Source organism: Bordetella pseudohinzii, assembly GCF_000657795.2.
Classification (GTDB): domain Bacteria; phylum Pseudomonadota; class Gammaproteobacteria; order Burkholderiales; family Burkholderiaceae_B; genus Bordetella; species Bordetella pseudohinzii.
On sequence record NZ_JHEP02000001.1, the window covers coordinates 98655 to 117296 of the forward strand.

The following is an 18642-nucleotide window of genomic DNA, read 5'->3' on the forward strand; positions in this document are numbered from 1 at the left end:
GGATTTTCCATCATGACCTCTTCCTCGCTCACTACCGGCCGCCTGGAGCTTGCCATCGAAGGCATGACCTGCGCGTCCTGCGTCAAGCGGGTCCAGAATGCGCTGGCCGCCGTGCCCGGCGTCAGCCAGGCCAATGTCAATCTCGCCACCGAGACGGCCCAGGTGGAGCTGCGTGACGCCGATCCCCAGGCGCTGGTGGCCGCTGTGGCGCGCGTCGGCTACGAGGCCCGCCCGCTGACGGCCGATGATCATCATGCCGAAGCGCTCGCCGGCCAGCGCGCCGCCGAGGCCGATCGTCTCAAGCGGGCCTTTGGCTGGTCGCTGGCGCTGACCCTGCCTGTCTTCATCCTGGAAATGGGTTCGCACCTGCTGCCGCCCATGCACCACTGGGTGATGGACACGCTGGGCCAGCAGAACAGCTGGCTGCTGCAATTCGTGCTGACCACCCTGGTGCTGATCGGCCCGGGCCGGGCCTTCTTCAGCAAGGGCTTCGCCGCGCTGGCGCGCCGCGCCCCCGAGATGAATTCCCTGGTGGCCCTGGGCTCCGGGGCGGCCTGGGCCTATTCGGTGGTCGCCACCTTCGCGCCGCAGTGGCTGCCCGAAGCCTCGCGCAACGTCTATTTCGAGGCGGCCGCCGTCATCGTGACGCTGATCCTGCTCGGGCGCATGCTCGAGGCGCGCGCCAAGGGCAAGACGGGCGCGGCCATCCAGCGCCTGATCGGCCTGCAGCCCCGCACCGCGCGCGTGCTGCGCGACGGCCAGGCGGTGGATATCCCGATCGAGCGCGTGCGCATGGGCGATACCGTGATGGTGCGGCCGGGCGAGAAGGTCCCCGTGGATGGCGAGATCACCGAGGGCCATTCCTATGTGGATGAGTCCATGCTGACGGGCGAACCGGTGCCGGTCGAAAAACAGGCCGGCGACCAGGCCACCGGCGGCACGCTGAACACCTCGGGCAGCTTCAGCCTGCGCGTGACCCATACCGGCTCGGACACCGTGCTGGCGCGCATCATCCGCATGGTGGAAAACGCCCAGGGCGCGCGCCTGCCCATCCAGGCCCTGGTAGACCAGGTCACGGCCTGGTTCGTGCCGGCCGTCATGGCCGCGGCCGCCCTCACCTTCCTGGCCTGGCTGATCTGGGGCCCCTCGCCCGTGCTGAGCCATGCCCTGGTGGCCGCCGTGGCCGTCCTCATCATCGCCTGCCCCTGCGCCATGGGCCTGGCTACGCCGACCTCCATCATGGTGGGCACCGGCCGCGCCGCCGAACTGGGCGTGCTGTTCCGCCAGGGCGATGCGCTGCAAAGCCTGCGCGACGTGCGCACGGTCGCCTTCGACAAGACCGGCACGCTGACGCTGGGCAAGCCCACCTTGACCGACATCGCGCCGGCCGCGGGCATGGACCGCGATACCGTGCTGGCCTGGCTGGCCGCGGTGCAGGCGCGCTCCGAGCACCCGATCGCCCACGCCATCGTCAACGCCGCCCGCGAACAGGGTCTCAGCCTGGCGCCGGCCGAAGGATTCGAAGCCATCACCGGGGCCGGCGTGCGCGCCCGTGTCCAGGGCCGGACCATCGTCGCCGGCGCGGCCCGCCTGATGCAGGCCGAGCAGGTGGATGTCACGGGCTTTGGCGACCTGGCCCGCCAGTGGGGCGACGCGGGCAAGACGCCCATCTATGTGGCCGCCGATGGCCGCGCCGTGGCGATGATGGCCATCGCCGATCCCGTCAAGCCCTCGGCCCGCGCCGCGCTGCGGGCGTTGCACGGGCTGGGCGTGCGCGCGGCCATGATCACGGGCGACAACCCGCATACGGCCGCCGCCGTGGCCCGCGAGCTGGGCATCGATGATGTGCGCGCCGAAGTCCTGCCCGACGGCAAGGTCGAGGCCCTGGAATCACTGCGCGCGGCTTACGGCAAGGTGGCCTTCGTGGGAGACGGCATCAATGACGCGCCCGCCCTGGCGGCCGCCGATGTGGGCATCGCCATCGGCAGCGGCACCGACGTGGCCATCGAGGCCGCCTCGGTGGTGCTGATGGCCGAGGACCTGCGCGGCGTGCCCAATGCGCTGGCCATCAGCCAGGCCACCATGCGCAATATCCGCCAGAACCTGTTCTGGGCCTTTGCCTATAACGCCGCCCTGATCCCGGTCGCCGCCGGCGTCCTGTACCCGGCCTTCGGCTTGCTGCTCTCGCCGATATTCGCGGCCGGCGCCATGGCCTTGTCCAGCGTCTTCGTGCTGGGCAATGCGCTGCGGCTCAAGGCATTGCGGCCCCTGGGAGACCAAGCATGAATATCGGCCAGGCCGCGCAGGCCAGCGGCATTTCCGCCAAGATGATCCGCTATTACGAGAGCATCGGCCTGATCCATCCGGCCGCGCGCAGCGATTCCGGCTACCGGCGCTACGGCGAGGATGATCTGCACACGCTGCGCTTTATCCGGCGCGCGCGCAATCTGGGGTTTTCGGTCGAACAGATGCAGGAGCTGCTGGCCCTGTGGCGCGACCGCAGCCGCGCCAGCGCCGACGTCAAGCGCATCGCGCTGGAGCATGTGGCCGAGCTGGAGCGCAAGGCCGCCGAACTGCGCGAGATGGCCGACACGCTCAAGCACCTGGCCCGGCATTGCCACGGCGATGACCGGCCGGACTGCCCCATCATCGCCGACCTGAGCCAGCCGCGGACTTAAGCCGCCTGCTGCGCCGCCTGCGCCTGTTCGGCCTTCAGGCGCGCCTGTTCCTGCACGCGCAGCACATCCGCCTCGGGCAGGGACTCGAAGACGGCGATGGATTCGACATGGCCGGTGTGCGGGAACATATTGATCACCCCCGCGGCCTGGAGCACATAGCCGCCCTCATGGACCATGATGGCCGCGTCGCGCGCCAGCGTGGCCGGGTTACAGGACACGTACACAATGCGGCGCGGCCGCTCGGCCGGCGTCAGCAGCGACAAGGCCTGGGCCACCGCCTGCGCGCCTTCGCGCGGCGGGTCGATCAGCATGCGGTCGAAATAGCCCAGGCCGCGCAGCCAGGACACGTCCACCTCGAACAGATTGAGCGTCGCGAAGCTCGTGCTGGCGGCCAGGCCATGGCGGGCGGCTGCTTCCAGCGCCCGGTCGGTCAGGGCCTTGCTGCCCTCCACGCCCACCGCCTCGCGGCCCTGGGTGGCCAGGGGCAGCGTGAAATTGCCCAGGCCGCAGAACAGATCGGCCACGCGGTCGGTCGGCTGCACGTCCAGCAGGGTCAGGGCGCGCGACACCATGGCGCGGTTGATGGCGTGGTTGACCTGCGTGAAATCGGTGGGCCGGTAAGGCATGCGCAGGCCGAACTCGGGCATGGTGTAGGCCAGGGCGTCGGCATCGGCCGGCTCCAGCGGGTGCACCGTGTCCGGGCCCTTGGGCTGCAGCCACCACTGCACATTGTGCCGCGCGGCGAAGGCGCGCAGGATGGCGATGTCCTGCTCGTTGAGCGCTTCGAGATGGCGCAGGACCAGGGCCGTCACGGCGTCGCCCAGCGCGACTTCGATCTGCGGCATGCGGTCCGGGCGCGACATCGAGGCGATCATGGCGCGCAAAGGCAGCAGCAGGTCGCTGACATGGCGCGGCAGCACATGGCATTCGCGCATATCCGCGACATAGCTGCTCTTGCGCTCATGGAAACCCACCAGCACGCCGCCCTTCTTGGGCACGACGCGCACCGACAGACGGGCGCGGTAGCGATAGCCCCAGGTCGGGCCGTGCAGCGGCGGCAGCACGCGCCGCGGCCGGATCTTGCCCACGTGCCAGAACGTATCCTCGAGCGCGCGCTGCTTGATGGCGACCTGGGAGGTCGGCTCCAGATGCTGCATGGCGCAGCCGCCGCAGACCCCGAAATGCGGGCAGCGCGGCGCCACCCGTTGCGACGAAGGCCGCAGCACCGTCTCGACGCGGGCGATCTCATAGGAAGGTTTTTTGCGCACGGTGGCGGCGAGCACGCGCTCGCCCGGCAGCGCGCCTTCCACGAACACCACTTTGCCATCGCGGCGGGCAATACCCCTGGCTTCCAGGTCCAGGGACTCGATATTCAGCACTTCGTCGGCCATCTCACAAGCGTCCAGATTCTTAGACAGCCGAGCATTGTAATCGGGCCGGGCGCGCCGGGCGGGACCCCACCCGTCCCGCTCAGGCGCCTGGCCCCCGCCAGGTCAGAAGCTGCGCGACACCGAGAACACGGCGCCCAGGCGGCCCGAGGGATGGCCGTATTTGGTGGGCAGCCAGTTGTCCTTGCTCGCGCCCACGGCGGCCAGGCCCAGCACCCAGCCCTTCAGGTCCTTGGTGACGCCCAGTTTGTAGTCCACGTAGTGGCCGATGCTGTCGCCGTCCATATTGACCTGGTTCTTGAGCTTTTGGTAGCCCAAGTGCCCCACCAGGCCCCAGCCGTCGCCCAGGTCGAAGGTCGCCGTGCCGTCCAGATACCAGGTGCCCTTGGTGTCCGGCGCGCTGAAGAAATCGCTGGGGGTATAGGAATACTTGAGCGAGTAATTGGCGTAGCTCAGGCCGACATAAAGGTCGGTGTTGTTGTAATTGCCGCCCTTGGGCGAGCTGGAGCCCGGGTAGTAATAGTGCAGCACGCCCACGTCCAGGCCCAGGCCGCCGCCGACATCGCCCTTCCAGCCGCCGTAGAAATCCATTTCCAGGTTGCCGTCGGTAAAGACGAAGTCGGAGACGTTGGAGTTCCAGTTGCCGAGATAGAAGCCCGAGCTATGAGCCAAGTCGAAACCCACTTGCACGGCCGGACGGAAATCGGTCTGCGAGTATCCGCGGAAGCGATAGTCGCTGACGATGGCGGCATTGCCGCTCAGGGAGAAGCCGGCGCCCAGATCCGTGGGCTCCGCGTGCGCGGGAAACACCGTGACGGCGCCGAGCGCCAGAGGCAGGCAAAGCAAGGTCTTCTTCATCATTCCTGGATCCTGATTGATTGAATGTGGGCAGACGCACTGCGTCCGTCCGCCGGTCGCGTGGGCTAACCGGCGCATACAATCAGAAGCATTTTCCGTGCCAGGTTTTTGAAAGCCTGATGCCCGATCTGCGCGCCTTCTTTTTGCACTATTGCGGTGCCAGGAGGGATTCAGGGACAGGCTGGCGGCCTTGAAATGGTGAAATGCCCCGCGCCACGCCCCAGGATGGCGCGCAAAACAAAAACCCGGCCGAAGCCGGGTTGTCCTTGCCTGCGCAAGCGGGCTTACTGGGCCTTGGCGGCCGGTTGGGCCGCGGTGGCCGGTTGGGCTTCGGCGCCCGACTGGGCGGCGCGGCCCGGGCGGTGTTCGCCGCGCTTGGCGTGGCGCTCCTGCATCTTGGCCTGGCGCTCCTTGACGATTTGCGTCACCTGGGCGCGTTGGCCGTCGTTCAGGCTATCCCACACGGCCAGCCACTTGTCGCGCAGCTGGGTCTGCTGGCCTTCGAACTGCTGGCGGCGCTTGTCGCCTTCGGCGGCCAGGGCGCGCGGATCCAGCTTGCCCGCCTTGAGTTGGGCGTCGAGCAGCTCATGCTGGCCGCGGCCGGCGTCGCGGCGGGCCTGCATCGCCTCGCGGGAGGCGTCGCGGGCCTGGTCGAACAGGGCCTGCTGCTTGGCATCAAGCTTGAGCGCCTCGACCTGCGTCTTGGACAGAGGGCCCAGGCCAGGCACCCACAGGCCGTCACGCTCCATCATGGGGCCGCGATGGTGATGGCCCGCGGGACCCGCGCCGGGCGCGGCGATAACAGGCGCGACCGCCGTGCCGGCGGCAATCGCCACGGCCAGGACGGCCAACGAGGAACGAATAACGGAACGGGACATATTGATCTCCTGGATTGAAAGAATGCAGGGTCATTGTGCGAGCCCGCGGATTTCATTCAGGTTTCAGGCAGCCCGGGCAATGTTTCAGTCGATTGCTTGGCCCCGCCCCTCAGGCCGCGTCCCAGGCCGCCAGATATTCTTTCCAGTGCGGCGCATCGCTGGCGGCCAGCGTGTCGCGCACCAGGGCGATTTCGGCGTCATAGGCGGTCTGGTCGAGCTCGCCGCGCAAAAAGCGGAAGCGGCAATAGACCAGCCAGGTATTGACGACGTCGGTTTCGCAATAGGCCCGCACGGCGTCGGCCTGGCCTTGGTTCCAGGCTTCCCAGACCTTGCTGCCGTCCATGCCCAGCTTGCCCGGAAAGCCGCAGAGCTTGGCCAGCTCGTCCAGCGGCGCATTGGCGCGGCCGTTGTACTTGGCCAGCACGTCCATGAGATCGAGGTGGCGGGTGTGATAGCGGCTCAGGTAGTTGTTGTACTTGAAGTCGCGGTCCTCGTCGCCCCAGTCCCAGTAGCGCGGCGCGGGCACGCCGTGGATGAGGCTGCGGTAGTGCAGCACGGGCAGGTCGAAGCCGGAGCCGTTCCAGCTCACCAGCCGAGGCGTGTAGCGCTCGATGGTCTTGAAGAAGCCGGCCAACAGCGCGGCTTCGGGATCGTCGGGCTGGCCCAGCGTCTTGACGCGAAAGCCCTGGTCGTCGCGAAAGACGCAGCCCACCACCGCCACGCGGTGCAGGTGCAGCGGCAGGAAATCATGGCCGACCGCCTCGCGGCGCGCCGCGAAGGCGCGCTCGGCGACCTCGGTGTCGCTGACGTCCGGACCCCAGCCATGCAGCCGGCGCAGGCCGGCCACATCGGGCAGGGTTTCAAGGTCGAAAACCAGGGTGGGTGTCATCGCGCCGGCAGATATTGCATGGGATCGACCGGCGTGCCCTGACGCCGGATCTCGAAATGCAGCTTGGGCGCGTTGGTGTCGGACTGGCCAAGCTCGGCGATCTTGGCGCCGCGCTTGACGTCCTGGCCGGTCTTCACGAGCAGGGCCCGGTTATGGGCATAGGCCGTGATGAAGCCGTTCTGGTGGTTGATGATGATCAGGTTGCCCAGACCGCGCACCCCGTTGCCGCTATACATGACCTTGCCGTCGGCGGCGGCCACGACCGGATCGCCCGGATTGCCGGCGATGTCGATGCCCTTGCTGTTGGCATTGAAGGTCTGCAGGATCTGGCCGCTCGAGGGCCAGCCCCAGTTGATGACGCCGGCGTCGGCGGCCCGGGCCACGGGCTTGGTTTCGGCCGGCGCGGGGGCCGGCGTGGCCGGGGCGGCTGGCGTGGCCGCGGGCTCGCCAGCGCCGCCTTCGGCGGGCTCCAGCGGCTTGGCCGGGATCTTGCCGCCGGTAATGGGCTGGGGCTGGCCGCCGCCGCTGCCCGACAGCTTGAGCACCTGGCCCACATGGATCTGGTTAGGATCGGACAGGCTGTTCAGACGCTTGATCGTTTCGACGTCGACGTTGTTGGCCCGCGCGATCTTGAACAGGGTGTCGCCGGGTTTGACGACATAGCTGCCTGGCGTGGCCGAGGCCGAGGAAGCGGGCTGGTTGGTCAGGTCGACCACCGGCGCGCGCTGGCCCTTGCTGGCGCAGCCGGCCAGGGCGATCAGGCCCAGCACGCCCAGCCAGCGCACGGACCGGTTGGTGTTCATGAAAAAAGTCCCGGTCAGTGGCAACTGCCCGTTGAGCATACGTATCTCCTGTTTGCTCAAGATTGTATTCCTGCCTTCAGGGGAACGAACCGCACGGCTTCGAGTTCCGTGCGCTTCCAGTTTGCGGCGCCGGTGCGTTCGATCAGCACCAGCCGTTGGCTGGTCGAGCCCTCGGGTGCGATCAGCCGGCCGCCCGGCGCCAGTTGGTTCAAAAGGGCCTGGGGAATGGCCAGGCCGGCGGCAGCCACAACAATAGCATCGAATGGCGCCACGCCGGGAACGCCCTGGGTGCCATCGCCGTAGATCAGCCGCACGCGGGTCGTCAGCTTCAGGGCGCGCAGATTGGCGCGCGCCAGTTCGTAGAGGCCGCGGATGCGCTCGATGGCATGCACCTCCCTGACGAACTGGGCCAGCACGGCGGCCTGGTAGCCGCAGCCGGCGCCGACTTCGAGCACCCGCGTGGGCGTGCGCCCTTCGCAGACGGCGGCGATCATGCGCGCCACCACCCAGGGCTGGGAAATGGTTTGCGAGTGCCCGATGGGCAGGGCCGCGTCCTCATAGGCGCGGCTGGCCAGGGCCTCGTCGACGAACAGATGGCGCGGCACGGCGGCCATGGCGTCGAGCACGCGCTCATCGGTCGCGCCCTGCTGGCGCAGGCGCTGCACCATGGCCTGGCGCAGGCGGTCGGAGTTCAGGCCCAGGTTGGCCGGGCCCGCGGCCGGCTTGAGCGGCTCGGGACGCTGCAGGGTGGCGGCCGAGATGCGGGTATTGCTGTTGGCCGGCGTGTAACCCGGCCCCAGGCCCTGGCGCGAGTAGCCGCCCGCCGCGTCCTTGGGATCTATACGTTTGCGCATAGGGGGCTCGCCCATTGGCCGACCAGATCGAGCTGGGCGTGTTGCGTCAGATCCAGCCGAAGCGGCGTGAGCGACACCGCGCCTTCGGCGATGGCGTGGAAGTCCGTGCCCGGGGCGGCATCGGCGGCCAGGCCGACCGGCCCGATCCAGTACACCGTATCGCCGTAGGGCGTGGTCGTGCGGACCACGGGTTCGGAGGGGTGGCGTTTGCCCAGGCGGGTGACGCGCAGGCCGCGCATATCCTCGTAGGGCCGGTTGGGGATGTTGACGTTGAGCAGGATGGGCGCGGCCAAGGGCTCGGCTATCTGGCGCTCGACCACGCGGCGCGCGGCGCGCGCGGCCGACTCCAGGTGGGACCATCCTTTTTCGACCAGCGAGAAGGCGATAGACGGGATGCCGAACAGATAGCCTTCGCTGGCGGCGGCCACCGTGCCCGAATACAGGGTGTCATCGCCCATGTTGGCGCCGTTGTTGATGCCGGACACGACCAGGTCGGGCCGCGCGTCCATCAGGCCGGTCAGCGCGACGTGGACGCAATCCGAGGGCGTGCCATTGACGTAGACGAAGCCATTGGACGCCGTGCGCACCGTCAGCGGCCGGTTCAGGGTGAGCGAGTTGGAGGCGCCGCTGTGATTGGTTTCCGGCGCGACCACCGTCAGCTCGCCCAGGCCCGAGAGCGCGTCGACCAGCGCTTCCAGTCCGGGCGCGTTATAGCCATCGTCGTTGGAAACCAGAATACGCATTACATCTCCACAAGGCGGCCAGCGGCCGACAGGCAGCGATTGTACCGTTACCGCGATGACAATCGGCGCAAGAACGGGTGGACAGCGGCGGTCAGCGGGGTAGAATCGCCAGCCACGACACCACGCGGCGCCCCGCGCCGCCCACCAAAGGGATTCTGATACGCCATGGTTCTGACCGAGCCCTCGCCGCTGTTCGCCGCGCTTCTCATCGTGCTGGCCTATCTGATCGGCTCCATCCCCTTCGCGGTGGTCGTCAGCAAGCTCATGGGCCTGCAGGATCCGCGCAGCTACGGATCCGGGAATCCCGGCGCCACCAATGTGCTGCGCACCGGCAACAAGGCGGCCGCCGCGCTGACCCTGCTGGGCGACGCGGCCAAGGGCTGGTTCGCCGTCTGGCTGGCGCAGCAGCTGGCGCCGGGTCTGTCGCCGCTGACCTACGCGCTGGTGATGCTGGCCGTCTTCCTGGGCCACCTCTACCCGGTCTTCCTGGGCTTCAAGGGCGGCAAGGGCGTGGCCACGGCGCTGGGCATCCTGTTCGCCCTCAGCCCCTGGCTGGCGCTGGCCACCGTGGCCACCTGGCTCATCGTGGCGGTGTTCTCCCGCTACTCTTCGCTGGCCGCCCTGGTCGCCGCCTTTTTCGCCCCGGTGTATTACTTCTTCGGCGGCGGCGTGGCCTGGAGCATGAATGTCCTGGCCGCCGCCGCCCTGGTGGCGATCAGCGCCCTGCTCTTCTATCGCCACAGCGCCAATATCGACCGGCTGCTCAAGGGCAAGGAAAGCAAGATAGGCGGCAAGAAGGCCTAGCCGGCCAGCTTGCGGAACATCGTGCGCCGCGTGTTGCGGAAAGCCGGGCGCACGCGCGAACTCCAATCGCTGGCGCGCACCGCCAGCCAGGGCTCGCTGCCGAAGGTCTCGCGCGTGGCCAGGTCATAGGCGGCGTGATAGCGCGGGCTGCCGTCGGGGCAGCGCCAGCGGCGCGCCCGCACCGTGCCCGGCACCCCGGCCAGGCCGGGCAGATGCTCGCCTTCGTACCAGTCATTGAAATCCGCCTCCCTCTCCGGCAGCACATCGGTCTCGACCACATAGTGCCAGGCGGCGGCCTGCCCGTCCGAGTGTCCCGCCAGATCGGCCAGCAGGTCCAGCACACGGGTCTGCGCCCCCGGATAGCGCTCATCGACCAAGGCGCGCATGGCCGCCAGGCCCTGGGCCGAGGCCGCACTGCAATAGACATAGGTGAAATCGCCGTCGGCGTCGATGGCCAGGCAGATCTCCACGCGCGCCTGCGGACAGGCCGCCAGCATATGGCCGCGCAGCTCGCGGGCGGCGGCCTCGTCGAGGGCCTGCCCCATGATGCGCAGCAACAGGGTTTGCATCGGCATGGTCGTCATCCGGATCAATGGCCTACCCGCAAGGCGACGAGCAAGCGGGAAACCATGTTGTAGGCGGCCGCCGTGGCGGTCAGGTCCAGCAGGCCCTGCCCGCTGAAATGCGCGCGCAGGGGCTCGAAGACCGCGTCGGGCACTTCGATGTCGCGCGTCATGGCGTCCGTATAGGCCAGGGCTTCGGCCTCGCCTGGCGCCAGGCCGGGGATCGCGGCCGGCGCGGCATGGGCGCGCAGCGCCTGCAGCGTCTCGGGCGCGACGCCGGCGGCCTGGGCATGGGGCACATGGGCGTCGAACTCATAGGGCGCGCGATTGAGGATGGCCACCCGCAGGATGACCAGCTCGCGCAGGCGCGCCGGCAGCGAATTGCGGTTGCGCACCGCGCTCAGCATGGCTTCCCAGCCCTCGCAGATGGGAGCGCTGTTGAGCAGCACCTGATAGAGCGGCGAGATGCGGCCGCGCGCGGCCTGGATGCGCGCTTCCAGCGGCGCCAGTTCGGCGCGGGATCCCGGCGCCACAGGCGCCAGGCGGGAGGCTTCGGTCATGCGCTTACTCCGGTTTGATCTGTTTGCGCTCGATCAGCGAGGACCATTTCTGGCGGTCCTGCTGGATCAGGGCCGCGAAGGCCTCGGGCGTGGACGGCGCGGGCTCGGCGCCGAAGGCTTGCAGGCGCTGGCGCGTGCCGGCGTCTTCCAGCGCGGCGCGCACGGCCTGGTTCAGTGTAGCGATCGTGGCGGGCGGCGTGGCGGCCGGCGCGAGCAGGCCGTACCAGTTATTGGATTCCACGCCGGCGATGCCCTGCTCGGCCAGGGTGGGGACTTGCGGCAGCAGGGGATGGCGGGCCGGGGCGGCCAGGCCCAGAGCCTTGAGCTTGCCGCTCTGGATATGGCCGATCAGGCCCGGCACATCGCCGAAAAAGCCCGCGACCTGATTGCCCATCACATCGTTGATGACGGGCGCGGCGCCCTTGTAGGGCACGTGCATGACCTTGGCCTGGCTGGCGTCGGCGAACATCTCCAGCGTCAGATGCGGAATGCTGCCCACGCCGGACGAGCCTATGGCCACGGATTGCGAGCCCGCCTTGGAGCGCTGGACGAAATCGGCCGCGTCCTTGGCCGGATTGGCCGGATTCACGACAAAGACGGTCGCGTTGTTGACCACCAGGGAGACCGGCGCGAAGTCTTCCTTGGGCCGATATGGCAGGTCTTTGTAGAGCGCCGGGCTGATGGCGACGGCGCCCACGCTGGTCAAAAACAGCACCGAACCGTCGGCCGGCGCCTTGGCGACAAAGGCCGCGCCGATATTGCCATTGGCGCCGGCCTTGTTCTCGACGATGACCTGGCGGCCCAATGCCTTGCCCAGGCGCTCGGCCAGCACGCGGCCCACCAGGTCCACGGGGCCGCCCGGCGGGAAGGCCACGATCAGGCGCACGGGCTGTTCGGCATGGACGGGCGCGCCGCCCGCCAGGGCGCACAGGGCCAGCGCGCAGGCGAGTAGGGATTTTTTCATGTCTGTCTCCTGTTATCGGAATGGGGGTCAGGCGGTTGCGTACAAACGCGCGGGGTTGTCGACGAGGATGGCCTGGCGCAGCGCCGCATCGGGCACGGCCAGAAACAGGGCGTCGGCCAGCTCGCCGTCGTCGGGCATGTCGCCGCGCACATTCGGGTGCGGCCAGTCGCTGCCCCAGAGCACGCGCTGCGGCATGGCCTCGGCCAGGGCGCGCATGAAAGGCAGGCCCTCATGGAAAGGCCGCTTGCCCTGGCTGATGCGGTCGATGCCGGAGATCTTGACCCAGGCGTCCGGCTCGCCGGCCAGCCCCAGCAGGCCGCGGAAGGCCGGGTCGTCCAGGCCCCGGGCGGCCTGCACCCGGCCCATATGGTCCACCACATAGGGCAGCGGCAGGCGCTTGAGCAGGGGCAGCAGGGCCGGCAGGCCGGCGCCATCGACGTGCAGGCAGAGATGCCAGCCCAGCGGCGCGATGCGCGCGGCCAGGGCAAGCACCGCGGCCGGCTCGGGCGGCGCGCCCAGATGCGGCACGAAATTGAGACGGGCGCCGCGCACGCCGGCCGCGTGCAGGGCCTGCAGCCCGGCTTCGGCGATGTCGGGCGCCACCACCGCCACGCCCCGGTAGCGTCCCTCGGAACGGGCCAGCGCGTCCAGCAAGGCGCGGTGGTCCGAGCCATGGCAGGCGGCCTGCACCACCACGGCGCGCGCCACCCCGAGATGGCGGTGCAGCGCGGCCAGCTTTTCATAGGGCGCGTCGGGCGGCGTGTAGCTGCGGCCCTCGGCATAGGGGAAGCGCTCGGACGGCCCGAACACATGGCAATGCGTGTCCCAGGCGTCCGGCGGCAAGGCCTGGCCGGGACGGCTGGGATGGTCTAGCGGAGGCAGGCAATCCGGCATCGTGCATCCAAGAAAGAAAGAGACCGCCATGTTGCGCGCGCCGCCCGCCGTCTAACAATGCTATATCTATGATTTCAGTTATGCTTTTTATCTATATCGTCAGCCGGACAGCGGGCGCATGGACCTCAAACAGATCGAATACTTCGTGAACGTGGCCGAACGGCGCAGTTTTTCGCGCGCGGCCGAAGCCCTGGACGTGGCCCAGCCCACGCTCAGCCGCCAGGTCCGCCTGCTGGAGCTGGAACTGGAGCAGCACCTGCTGTATCGCAACGGACGCGGCGCCGAACCGACCGAGGCCGGCCTGCGCTTTCTGGGCCATGCGCGCGGCCTGCTGGCCCTGGCCGAGCGGGCGCGCGAGGATTTGCGCGGCCTGCGCGCCACGCCCAGCGGCAAAGTGGTGGTGGGCCTGCCCCCGCGCATCGCGCGCGTGCTCACGCCGCCCCTGGTGGCGGCGTTCCGCCAGGCCTATCCGGAGGCCGCCATCACGGTGGCCGAGGGGCTGTCGGCGCAGATGCGCGAATGGCTGCTGTCGGGCCGCGTGGATCTCGCCCTGCTCTATGATCCGCCGGCCACCCCGCAGCTGGCGACCGAGCTGCTGCTGCGCGAGGAACTGGTGCTGGCGGCCGCGCGCCAGCGCCAGCCCGCCTTGCCCGAGCGGCTGGCCCTGGCCGACCTGGCCGGCATCCCCCTCATCCTGCCCAGCCTGCCCAATGCCATCCGCACCCTGGTCGAGGGCGTGTGCCGGCGCCATGGCGTGCGCCTGAACGTGGTGACCGAGGTGGACGCCGTGCAGACCATTGTGGAGCTGGCCTCCCAGGGGCAGGCTTGCGCCCTCCTGCCGCGCTCGGCCGTGCTGGACGACGGCGCGCTGGCGGTCTGCCGCATCGAGTCGCCGCGGATCCGCAACCAGCTGGTGCTGGCCACGCCGCGCCAGCGGCCGGCCACCCGCCTGGCCGAGGCCACGGCGAAGCTGATGCGCGGCATGGATCTGCAGGCGCTGCTCTACCGGCAGCCGGCCTAGCTCAGGCCGCCTTGAGTTCGTCCAGGTCCCAGCGCGGACGCACGGTGAAAGCGTGGTCGCCCTCGGCCAGGTCGACCAGGCCGGCCTTGACGCGCTCGGCCGCGGCAAAGGCGATCATGGCGCCGTTGTCGGTGCAAAGCTCCAGCGGCGGGAAATAGGCCGTGGCCTTCATGCGCGGCAGGACCTCGCCCAGGCGCTGGCGCAGCAGCTTGTTGGCGCCCACGCCGCCGGCCACGACCAGGCGGCGCAGGCCGGTCTCCTTGAGCGCGCGGATGGACTTGGCGGCCAGCACCTCGATGATGGCCGCCTGCGTGGCCGCGGCCAGGTCGGCGCGCGTCTGCGCGTCGAGCGCGCCGTCCTTCGCGGCGGCCTTGACCCGGGTGAGCACCGCCGTCTTCAGGCCGCTGAAACTGAAATCCAGGTCGCCGCTGTGCAGCATCGGCCGGGGCAGATCGAAACGCGCGGCATCGCCCTGCTCGGCCAGGCGCGAAAGCGCCGGGCCGCCGGGATAGCCCAGGCCCAGCAGCTTGGCGGACTTGTCGAAGGCTTCGCCGGCCGCGTCATCCAGCGTCTCGCCCAGCAGGGTGTAGCGGCCCACGCCGTCGACCCGCATGAGCTGGGTATGCCCGCCCGAGACCAGCAAGGCCACAAAGGGGAAATCCGGCCGCGGATCGGCCAGCAGGGGCGAGAGCAGATGGCCTTCGAGGTGGTGGATGGCGATGGCCGGCAGCCCCAGGGACCAGGCCAGCGACTGGGCCACGCTGGCGCCCACCAGCAAGGCGCCGGCCAGGCCCGGGCCGGCGGTATAGGCCACCGCGCCGATATCGGCGCGCCGCAGGCCGGCGCGCGCCAGCACCTCGCGCGTCAGCGGCACGATGCGGCGGATATGGTCGCGCGAAGCCAGCTCGGGCACCACGCCGCCATATTCCTGGTGCATCGCGATCTGCGAATGCAGGGCATGGGCCAGCAGGCCGCGTTGCGTGCAGACGGCAGCCACGCCTGTTTCATCGCAAGAGCTTTCAAAACCGAGAATAATCATGGCCCTGGAGTTTACACGGTGCCAAAATACGCGATGCGCGGGGGGGCCGCGCTTTTTCTTAATCCGCACGCTACCGGGAATAATAATGCTGGAAAAGCTATTCAAACTGCGCGAGCACGGCACCACGGCCAAGACCGAAGTCATCGCCGGGCTGACGACCTTCCTGACGATGTCATACATCATCTTCGTCAACCCCGACATCCTGTCCACGACGGGCATGGACCGCGACGCGGTCTTCGTGGCCACCTGCCTGGCCGCGGCCCTGGGTTCGCTCATCATGGCCCTGGTGGCGAACTGGCCGATCGGCATGGCCCCGGGCATGGGGCTGAACGCCTTTTTCGCCTTCACCGTGGTCAAGACCATGGGCTATAGCTGGGAACAGGCGCTGGGCGCGGTCTTCATCTCCGGCGTCATTTTCCTCATCCTGACCGTCTCCGGCATCCGGGCCTGGCTGATCCGCGGCATCCCGCACTCGCTGCGCAGCGCCATCGCCGCCGGCATCGGCCTGTTCCTGGCCATCATCGCGCTGTCGAACGCCGGCATCGTCGTCCCCCACCCCGCCACCAAGGTGACGCTGGGCGATCTGCGCGGCCATGCGCCGCTGTTCGCCATCCTGGGTTTCTTCATCATCGCGGTGCTCGACGCGCTGCGCGTGCGCGGCGCCATCCTGATCGGCATCCTGGTGGTGACGGTGCTGTCCATGGCGCTGGGCTACAACGACTTCAAGGGCGTGTTCGCCGCGCCGCCCAGCCTGGCGCCCACCTTCCTGAAGCTGGACATCATGGGCGCGCTGCATGCCGGTTTCGTGCATGTCATCCTGGTCTTCGTGCTGGTCGAAGTGTTCGACGCCACCGGCACGCTGATGGGCGTGGCCAAACGCGCCGGCCTGGTCCCCGAAGACCGGCCCAACCGCCTGGGCCGCGCCTTGTTCGCCGACAGCACCGCCATCGTGGCGGGCTCGGTGCTGGGCACCAGCAGCACCACGGCCTATGTCGAAAGCGCCTCCGGCGTGCAGGCCGGCGGACGCACCGGCATGACCGCCCTGGTCGTGGCGCTGCTGTTTCTCGCCGCGCTGTTCATCTCGCCGCTGGCCGGGTCCGTGCCCGCCTACGCCACCGCGCCCGCCCTGCTCTATGTCGCCGGCCTGATGGTGCGCGAGCTGATCGATATCGATTGGGACGACGTCTCGGAAGCCACGCCGGCCGCGCTGACCGCCCTGGTCATGCCCTTTACCTATTCCATCGCCAACGGCCTGGCCTTCGGCTTCATCAGCTACGTGGTGCTCAAGACCTTCACGGGCCGCATCCGCGACGTGCATCCCGCGACCTGGCTGGTCTCCGCGCTCTTCGTGATCCGCTACGCCTTCTTCCCCGAATGAGGCCGGGCCGCCGGGGGCCTGCCCCTGGCGCCTATGGGGTCGATATCGCCAGGCTATCGACCCGCCCGGCGGCAAGGTTGCTCGGACGCTTGCTTGAAAAGGCCGATACACTCCCCATATTGAACACCAGCGGTTCATAGCCGGCGCATCGGCGCCGGCATGAAGACGGAGCCCGTATCCATGAGCGCATTGGCCAGCATCCCTTTTTCGGTCCTCGACCTCGCCCCCATTGTCCAGGGCGGCACGCCCGCGGACGCCTTCCGCAATACGGTGGACCTGGCCCGGCACGTCGAGCGCCTGGGCTACCGGCGCTTCTGGCTGGCCGAGCATCACAACATCACTGGCGTGGCCAGCAGCGCCACCGCCGTGCTCATCGGGCTGGTGGCGAGCCAGACGCGCACGCTGCGCGTGGGTTCGGGCGGCATCATGCTGCCCAACCATGCGCCGCTGATCATCGCCGAGCAATTCGGCACCCTGGAAAGCCTCTACCCGGGCCGCATCGACCTGGGCCTGGGCCGCGCGCCCGGCAGCGACGGCGCCACGCAGCAGGCGCTGCGCCGCGGCCCGCGCAGCGGGCTGGAATTCCCCTCGCTGGTCGAGGAACTGCGCGCCTACCTGGCCCCCGAGCGGCCCGGCCAGGCCGTGCGCGCGATTCCGGGCGCCGGCCTGGACATCCCGATCTGGCTGCTGGGCTCAAGCGACTTCTCGGCCCGCATGGCCGCCGAGCTGGGCCTGCCCTTCTCCTTCGCCGGCCATTTCTCGCCCGAGGGCATGGCGGCCATGCGGCTGTACCGTCACTTGTTCAAGCCCTCGGCCGCGCTGGCGCGCCCCTACGCCATGATAGGCGTGCCGGTGGTGGCCGCCCCGACGGACGAAGAGGCCCGCTTGCTCGCCACGACGCAGCAGCTCAAATTCCTGTCCCTGATTCGCGGCAACCGCCTGCCGCTGCAGCCGCCGGTCGAAAGCATGGACGGCCACTGGAACGAATGGGAGCGCGCCGCGGTCGAACAGAAACTGGGCGCGGCCATCGTCGGCGGCCCGGAGACGGTCAAGCGCAAGCTGGAGGACATCGTGGCCCGCACCGAAGCCGATGAAGTCATGATCGTGTCGGACTTCTATCGCCATGAAGACAGGCTGCGCTCCTACGAAATCGTCGCCTCGCTCAAGCAGAACGCCGGCGTCGCGCGCAGCGCCTGAAACCATCCGCCGGGTTCGCAGACCGAACCCGCGCTTGAATCGCGGTCCCGGACCGCGCAAACTGGGTGAAACCCGCCCCTATCGCCGTCACCCGGCAAGGACTACGCCATGAGCATTGTCGAACTCACCAAAGACTCTTTCCAGGAAGCCATCACGCCCGACGGCACGCTGATCATTGATTTCTGGGCCCCCTGGTGCGGCCCCTGCCGCGGCTTCGCGCCCGTGTTTGAGCAGGCCGCCGAAAAGCACGGCGACGTGACCTTCGCCAAGGTCAACACCGATGTCGAACAGGAACTGGCCGGCGCCCTGGGCATCCGCTCCATCCCGACGCTGATGGTCTTCCGTGAAAAAGTGCTGCTGTTCTCGCAACCCGGCGCCTTGAGCGCCGGCCAGCTCGACGAGCTGCTGACCAAGGTCAAGGACGTCGACATGGCCAAGGTGCATCGCGACATCGCCGAGGCCCGCGACAAGGCCGACGGCGAACAAGAGGCCTGAGCCTCAGCCGTCCTCGGCCGCCTCGGGCGGCCGCAGCACTTCCCAGCCGGATTGGCCGCGCGTGATATTGCCCGCCACGCGCGCCAGTTCGGGCTCGGCCGCCACAGGCATTTCCAGCAGCAGGATCACCCCTGAGGCATCGAATTGCTCGTCGAGTATCTGCGCGCCCGCCGACGCCAGCCGCGCGCGCAGCAGGGGCTGCTCGGCAAAGCCGCAGCGGCAGCTCACCCGCAGCGTGGGGATGATGTCCAGGTACTGGCCGGCGCGCAGGCAGTTGGCCGCGCAGCCGCCATAGGCGCGCACCAGGCCGCCCGCCCCCAGCTTGACGCCCCCGAACCAGCGCACCACCAGCACCGCGACGCGATCCAGCCCCTGGCCGTCTATGGCCTGCAGGATGGGACGCCCGGCCGTGCCGCCCGGCTCGCCGTCATCGTGGTAGCGGTATTCATTGCCGATGCGATAGGCCCAGCAATTGTGGGTGGCCTCCGGCACGCTGTGCGCCGCGAAAAAGGCCATGGCCTCGGCCACGCTCGCGACCGGCGCGGCATGGGCGGCAAAGCGGCTTTTCTTGATGTCTTCCTGGAAGGCGCAGGGGGCGGCGAGGGTTTGCGGCATACGCCCGGATTGTAGCGCCCG

The 18642-nt window shown here is 69.0% G+C and carries 20 protein-coding genes; 7 read left to right on the plus strand and 13 right to left on the minus strand.

All coding sequences use genetic code 11. The features are described from left to right. Positions 1–12 precede the first annotated feature (12 nt). Together L540_RS00410 and cueR are read left to right on the plus strand one after the other, a co-directional pair. Positions 13–2286 (plus strand): heavy metal translocating P-type ATPase, encoded by a 2274-nt coding sequence (locus tag L540_RS00410; RefSeq protein WP_043209431.1) that lies wholly within the window; start codon positions 13–15, stop codon positions 2284–2286. Beyond that, complete coding sequence (cueR, locus tag L540_RS00415) at positions 2283–2678, plus strand: Cu(I)-responsive transcriptional regulator (RefSeq protein ID WP_043209142.1); 396 nt, start codon at positions 2283–2285, stop codon at positions 2676–2678. Before L540_RS00410 ends, cueR begins: the two co-directional genes overlap by 4 nt. Here cueR and rlmD read toward each other — a convergent pair. From rlmD to surE, 7 genes are all read right to left on the minus strand, one after another. Next, positions 2675–4069: a 23S rRNA (uracil(1939)-C(5))-methyltransferase RlmD gene (rlmD, locus tag L540_RS00420; RefSeq protein WP_043209144.1), complete on the minus strand. Its 1395-nt coding sequence runs from the start codon at positions 4067–4069 to the stop codon at positions 2675–2677. The genes cueR and rlmD overlap by 4 nt on opposite strands. Before the next feature lie 102 nt (positions 4070–4171). Continuing rightward, a complete protein-coding gene (locus L540_RS00425) occupies positions 4172–4924 on the minus strand; it encodes a TorF family putative porin (RefSeq protein ID WP_043209432.1) in 753 nt (250 codons plus the stop codon). Between the two features lie 284 nt (positions 4925–5208). After that, the gene (locus L540_RS00430) at positions 5209–5802 is read right to left on the minus strand and encodes a periplasmic heavy metal sensor (protein ID WP_082149496.1); all 594 of its coding nucleotides are present in this window, start codon (positions 5800–5802) and stop codon (positions 5209–5211) included. 109 nt (positions 5803–5911) lie between these two features. Continuing rightward, the gene (locus L540_RS00435; protein WP_043209146.1) at positions 5912–6691 is read right to left on the minus strand and encodes a 3'-5' exonuclease; all 780 of its coding nucleotides are present in this window, start codon (positions 6689–6691) and stop codon (positions 5912–5914) included. Continuing rightward, complete coding sequence (locus L540_RS00440; protein WP_043209147.1) at positions 6688–7533, minus strand: peptidoglycan DD-metalloendopeptidase family protein; 846 nt, start codon at positions 7531–7533, stop codon at positions 6688–6690. The genes L540_RS00435 and L540_RS00440 overlap by 4 nt, the downstream gene beginning before the upstream one ends. Positions 7534–7550: 17 nt before the next feature. Beyond that, positions 7551–8348: a protein-L-isoaspartate(D-aspartate) O-methyltransferase gene (locus L540_RS00445; protein WP_043209149.1), complete on the minus strand. Its 798-nt coding sequence runs from the start codon at positions 8346–8348 to the stop codon at positions 7551–7553. After that, entirely contained in the window at positions 8333–9091 is a 759-nt protein-coding gene (gene surE, locus L540_RS00450) for a 5'/3'-nucleotidase SurE (RefSeq protein ID WP_043209151.1), read from the minus strand. The genes L540_RS00445 and surE overlap by 16 nt, the downstream gene beginning before the upstream one ends. A 165-nt stretch (positions 9092–9256) precedes the next feature. Between surE and plsY the strand changes: the two genes are divergently transcribed. Further along, a complete protein-coding gene (gene plsY / locus L540_RS00455) occupies positions 9257–9895 on the plus strand; it encodes a glycerol-3-phosphate 1-O-acyltransferase PlsY (protein ID WP_043209153.1) in 639 nt (212 codons plus the stop codon). Here the strand turns inward: plsY and L540_RS00460 are convergent. Genes L540_RS00460 through L540_RS00475 form a run of 4 tightly spaced genes read right to left on the minus strand, consistent with a single transcriptional unit; the run spans position 9892 to position 12876 of the window. Beyond that, positions 9892–10470: a DUF4286 family protein gene (locus L540_RS00460; RefSeq protein WP_043209436.1), complete on the minus strand. Its 579-nt coding sequence runs from the start codon at positions 10468–10470 to the stop codon at positions 9892–9894. The two genes, plsY and L540_RS00460, sit on opposite strands and share 4 nt — an antisense overlap. Positions 10471–10484: 14 nt before the next feature. Next, entirely contained in the window at positions 10485–11018 is a 534-nt protein-coding gene (locus L540_RS00465; RefSeq protein WP_043209155.1) for a carboxymuconolactone decarboxylase family protein, read from the minus strand. 4 nt (positions 11019–11022) lie between these two features. Continuing rightward, positions 11023–11982, minus strand: a complete 960-nt coding sequence (locus tag L540_RS00470) for a Bug family tripartite tricarboxylate transporter substrate binding protein (RefSeq protein ID WP_043209156.1) — start codon at positions 11980–11982, stop codon at positions 11023–11025. A gap of 27 nt (positions 11983–12009) precedes the next feature. Next, positions 12010–12876 (minus strand): amidohydrolase family protein, encoded by an 867-nt coding sequence (locus tag L540_RS00475; protein ID WP_197085625.1) that lies wholly within the window; start codon positions 12874–12876, stop codon positions 12010–12012. Positions 12877–12994: 118 nt separating this feature from the next. Between L540_RS00475 and L540_RS00480 the strand changes: the two genes are divergently transcribed. Beyond that, positions 12995–13897: a LysR substrate-binding domain-containing protein gene (locus L540_RS00480; protein ID WP_043209158.1), complete on the plus strand. Its 903-nt coding sequence runs from the start codon at positions 12995–12997 to the stop codon at positions 13895–13897. 1 nt (position 13898) lies between these two features. On the opposite strand, the gene tsaD is transcribed toward L540_RS00480, so the two are convergent. Continuing rightward, positions 13899–14936 carry a tRNA (adenosine(37)-N6)-threonylcarbamoyltransferase complex transferase subunit TsaD gene (gene tsaD, locus L540_RS00485; RefSeq protein WP_043209161.1) on the minus strand — a complete coding sequence of 346 codons (1038 nt, stop codon included), beginning with the start codon at positions 14934–14936 and terminating at the stop codon, positions 13899–13901. An 85-nt stretch (positions 14937–15021) separates the two neighbouring features. Between tsaD and L540_RS00490 the strand changes: the two genes are divergently transcribed. The 3 genes from L540_RS00490 to trxA all read left to right on the plus strand — a co-directional run bounded on the left by L540_RS00490 (position 15022) and on the right by trxA (position 18006). Further along, positions 15022–16314, plus strand: a complete 1293-nt coding sequence (locus L540_RS00490; RefSeq protein WP_043209163.1) for an NCS2 family permease — start codon at positions 15022–15024, stop codon at positions 16312–16314. Between the two features lie 180 nt (positions 16315–16494). Next, positions 16495–17511, plus strand: a complete 1017-nt coding sequence (locus tag L540_RS00495) for an LLM class flavin-dependent oxidoreductase (protein WP_043209441.1) — start codon at positions 16495–16497, stop codon at positions 17509–17511. Positions 17512–17619: 108 nt separating this feature from the next. Then, entirely contained in the window at positions 17620–18006 is a 387-nt protein-coding gene (trxA, locus tag L540_RS00500) for a thioredoxin (RefSeq protein ID WP_043209164.1), read from the plus strand. A 3-nt stretch (positions 18007–18009) separates the two neighbouring features. Here the strand turns inward: trxA and L540_RS00505 are convergent, their stop codons facing one another. After that, a complete protein-coding gene (locus L540_RS00505) occupies positions 18010–18621 on the minus strand; it encodes an IMPACT family protein (protein WP_043209166.1) in 612 nt (203 codons plus the stop codon). Positions 18622–18642: the final 21 nt, after the last annotated feature.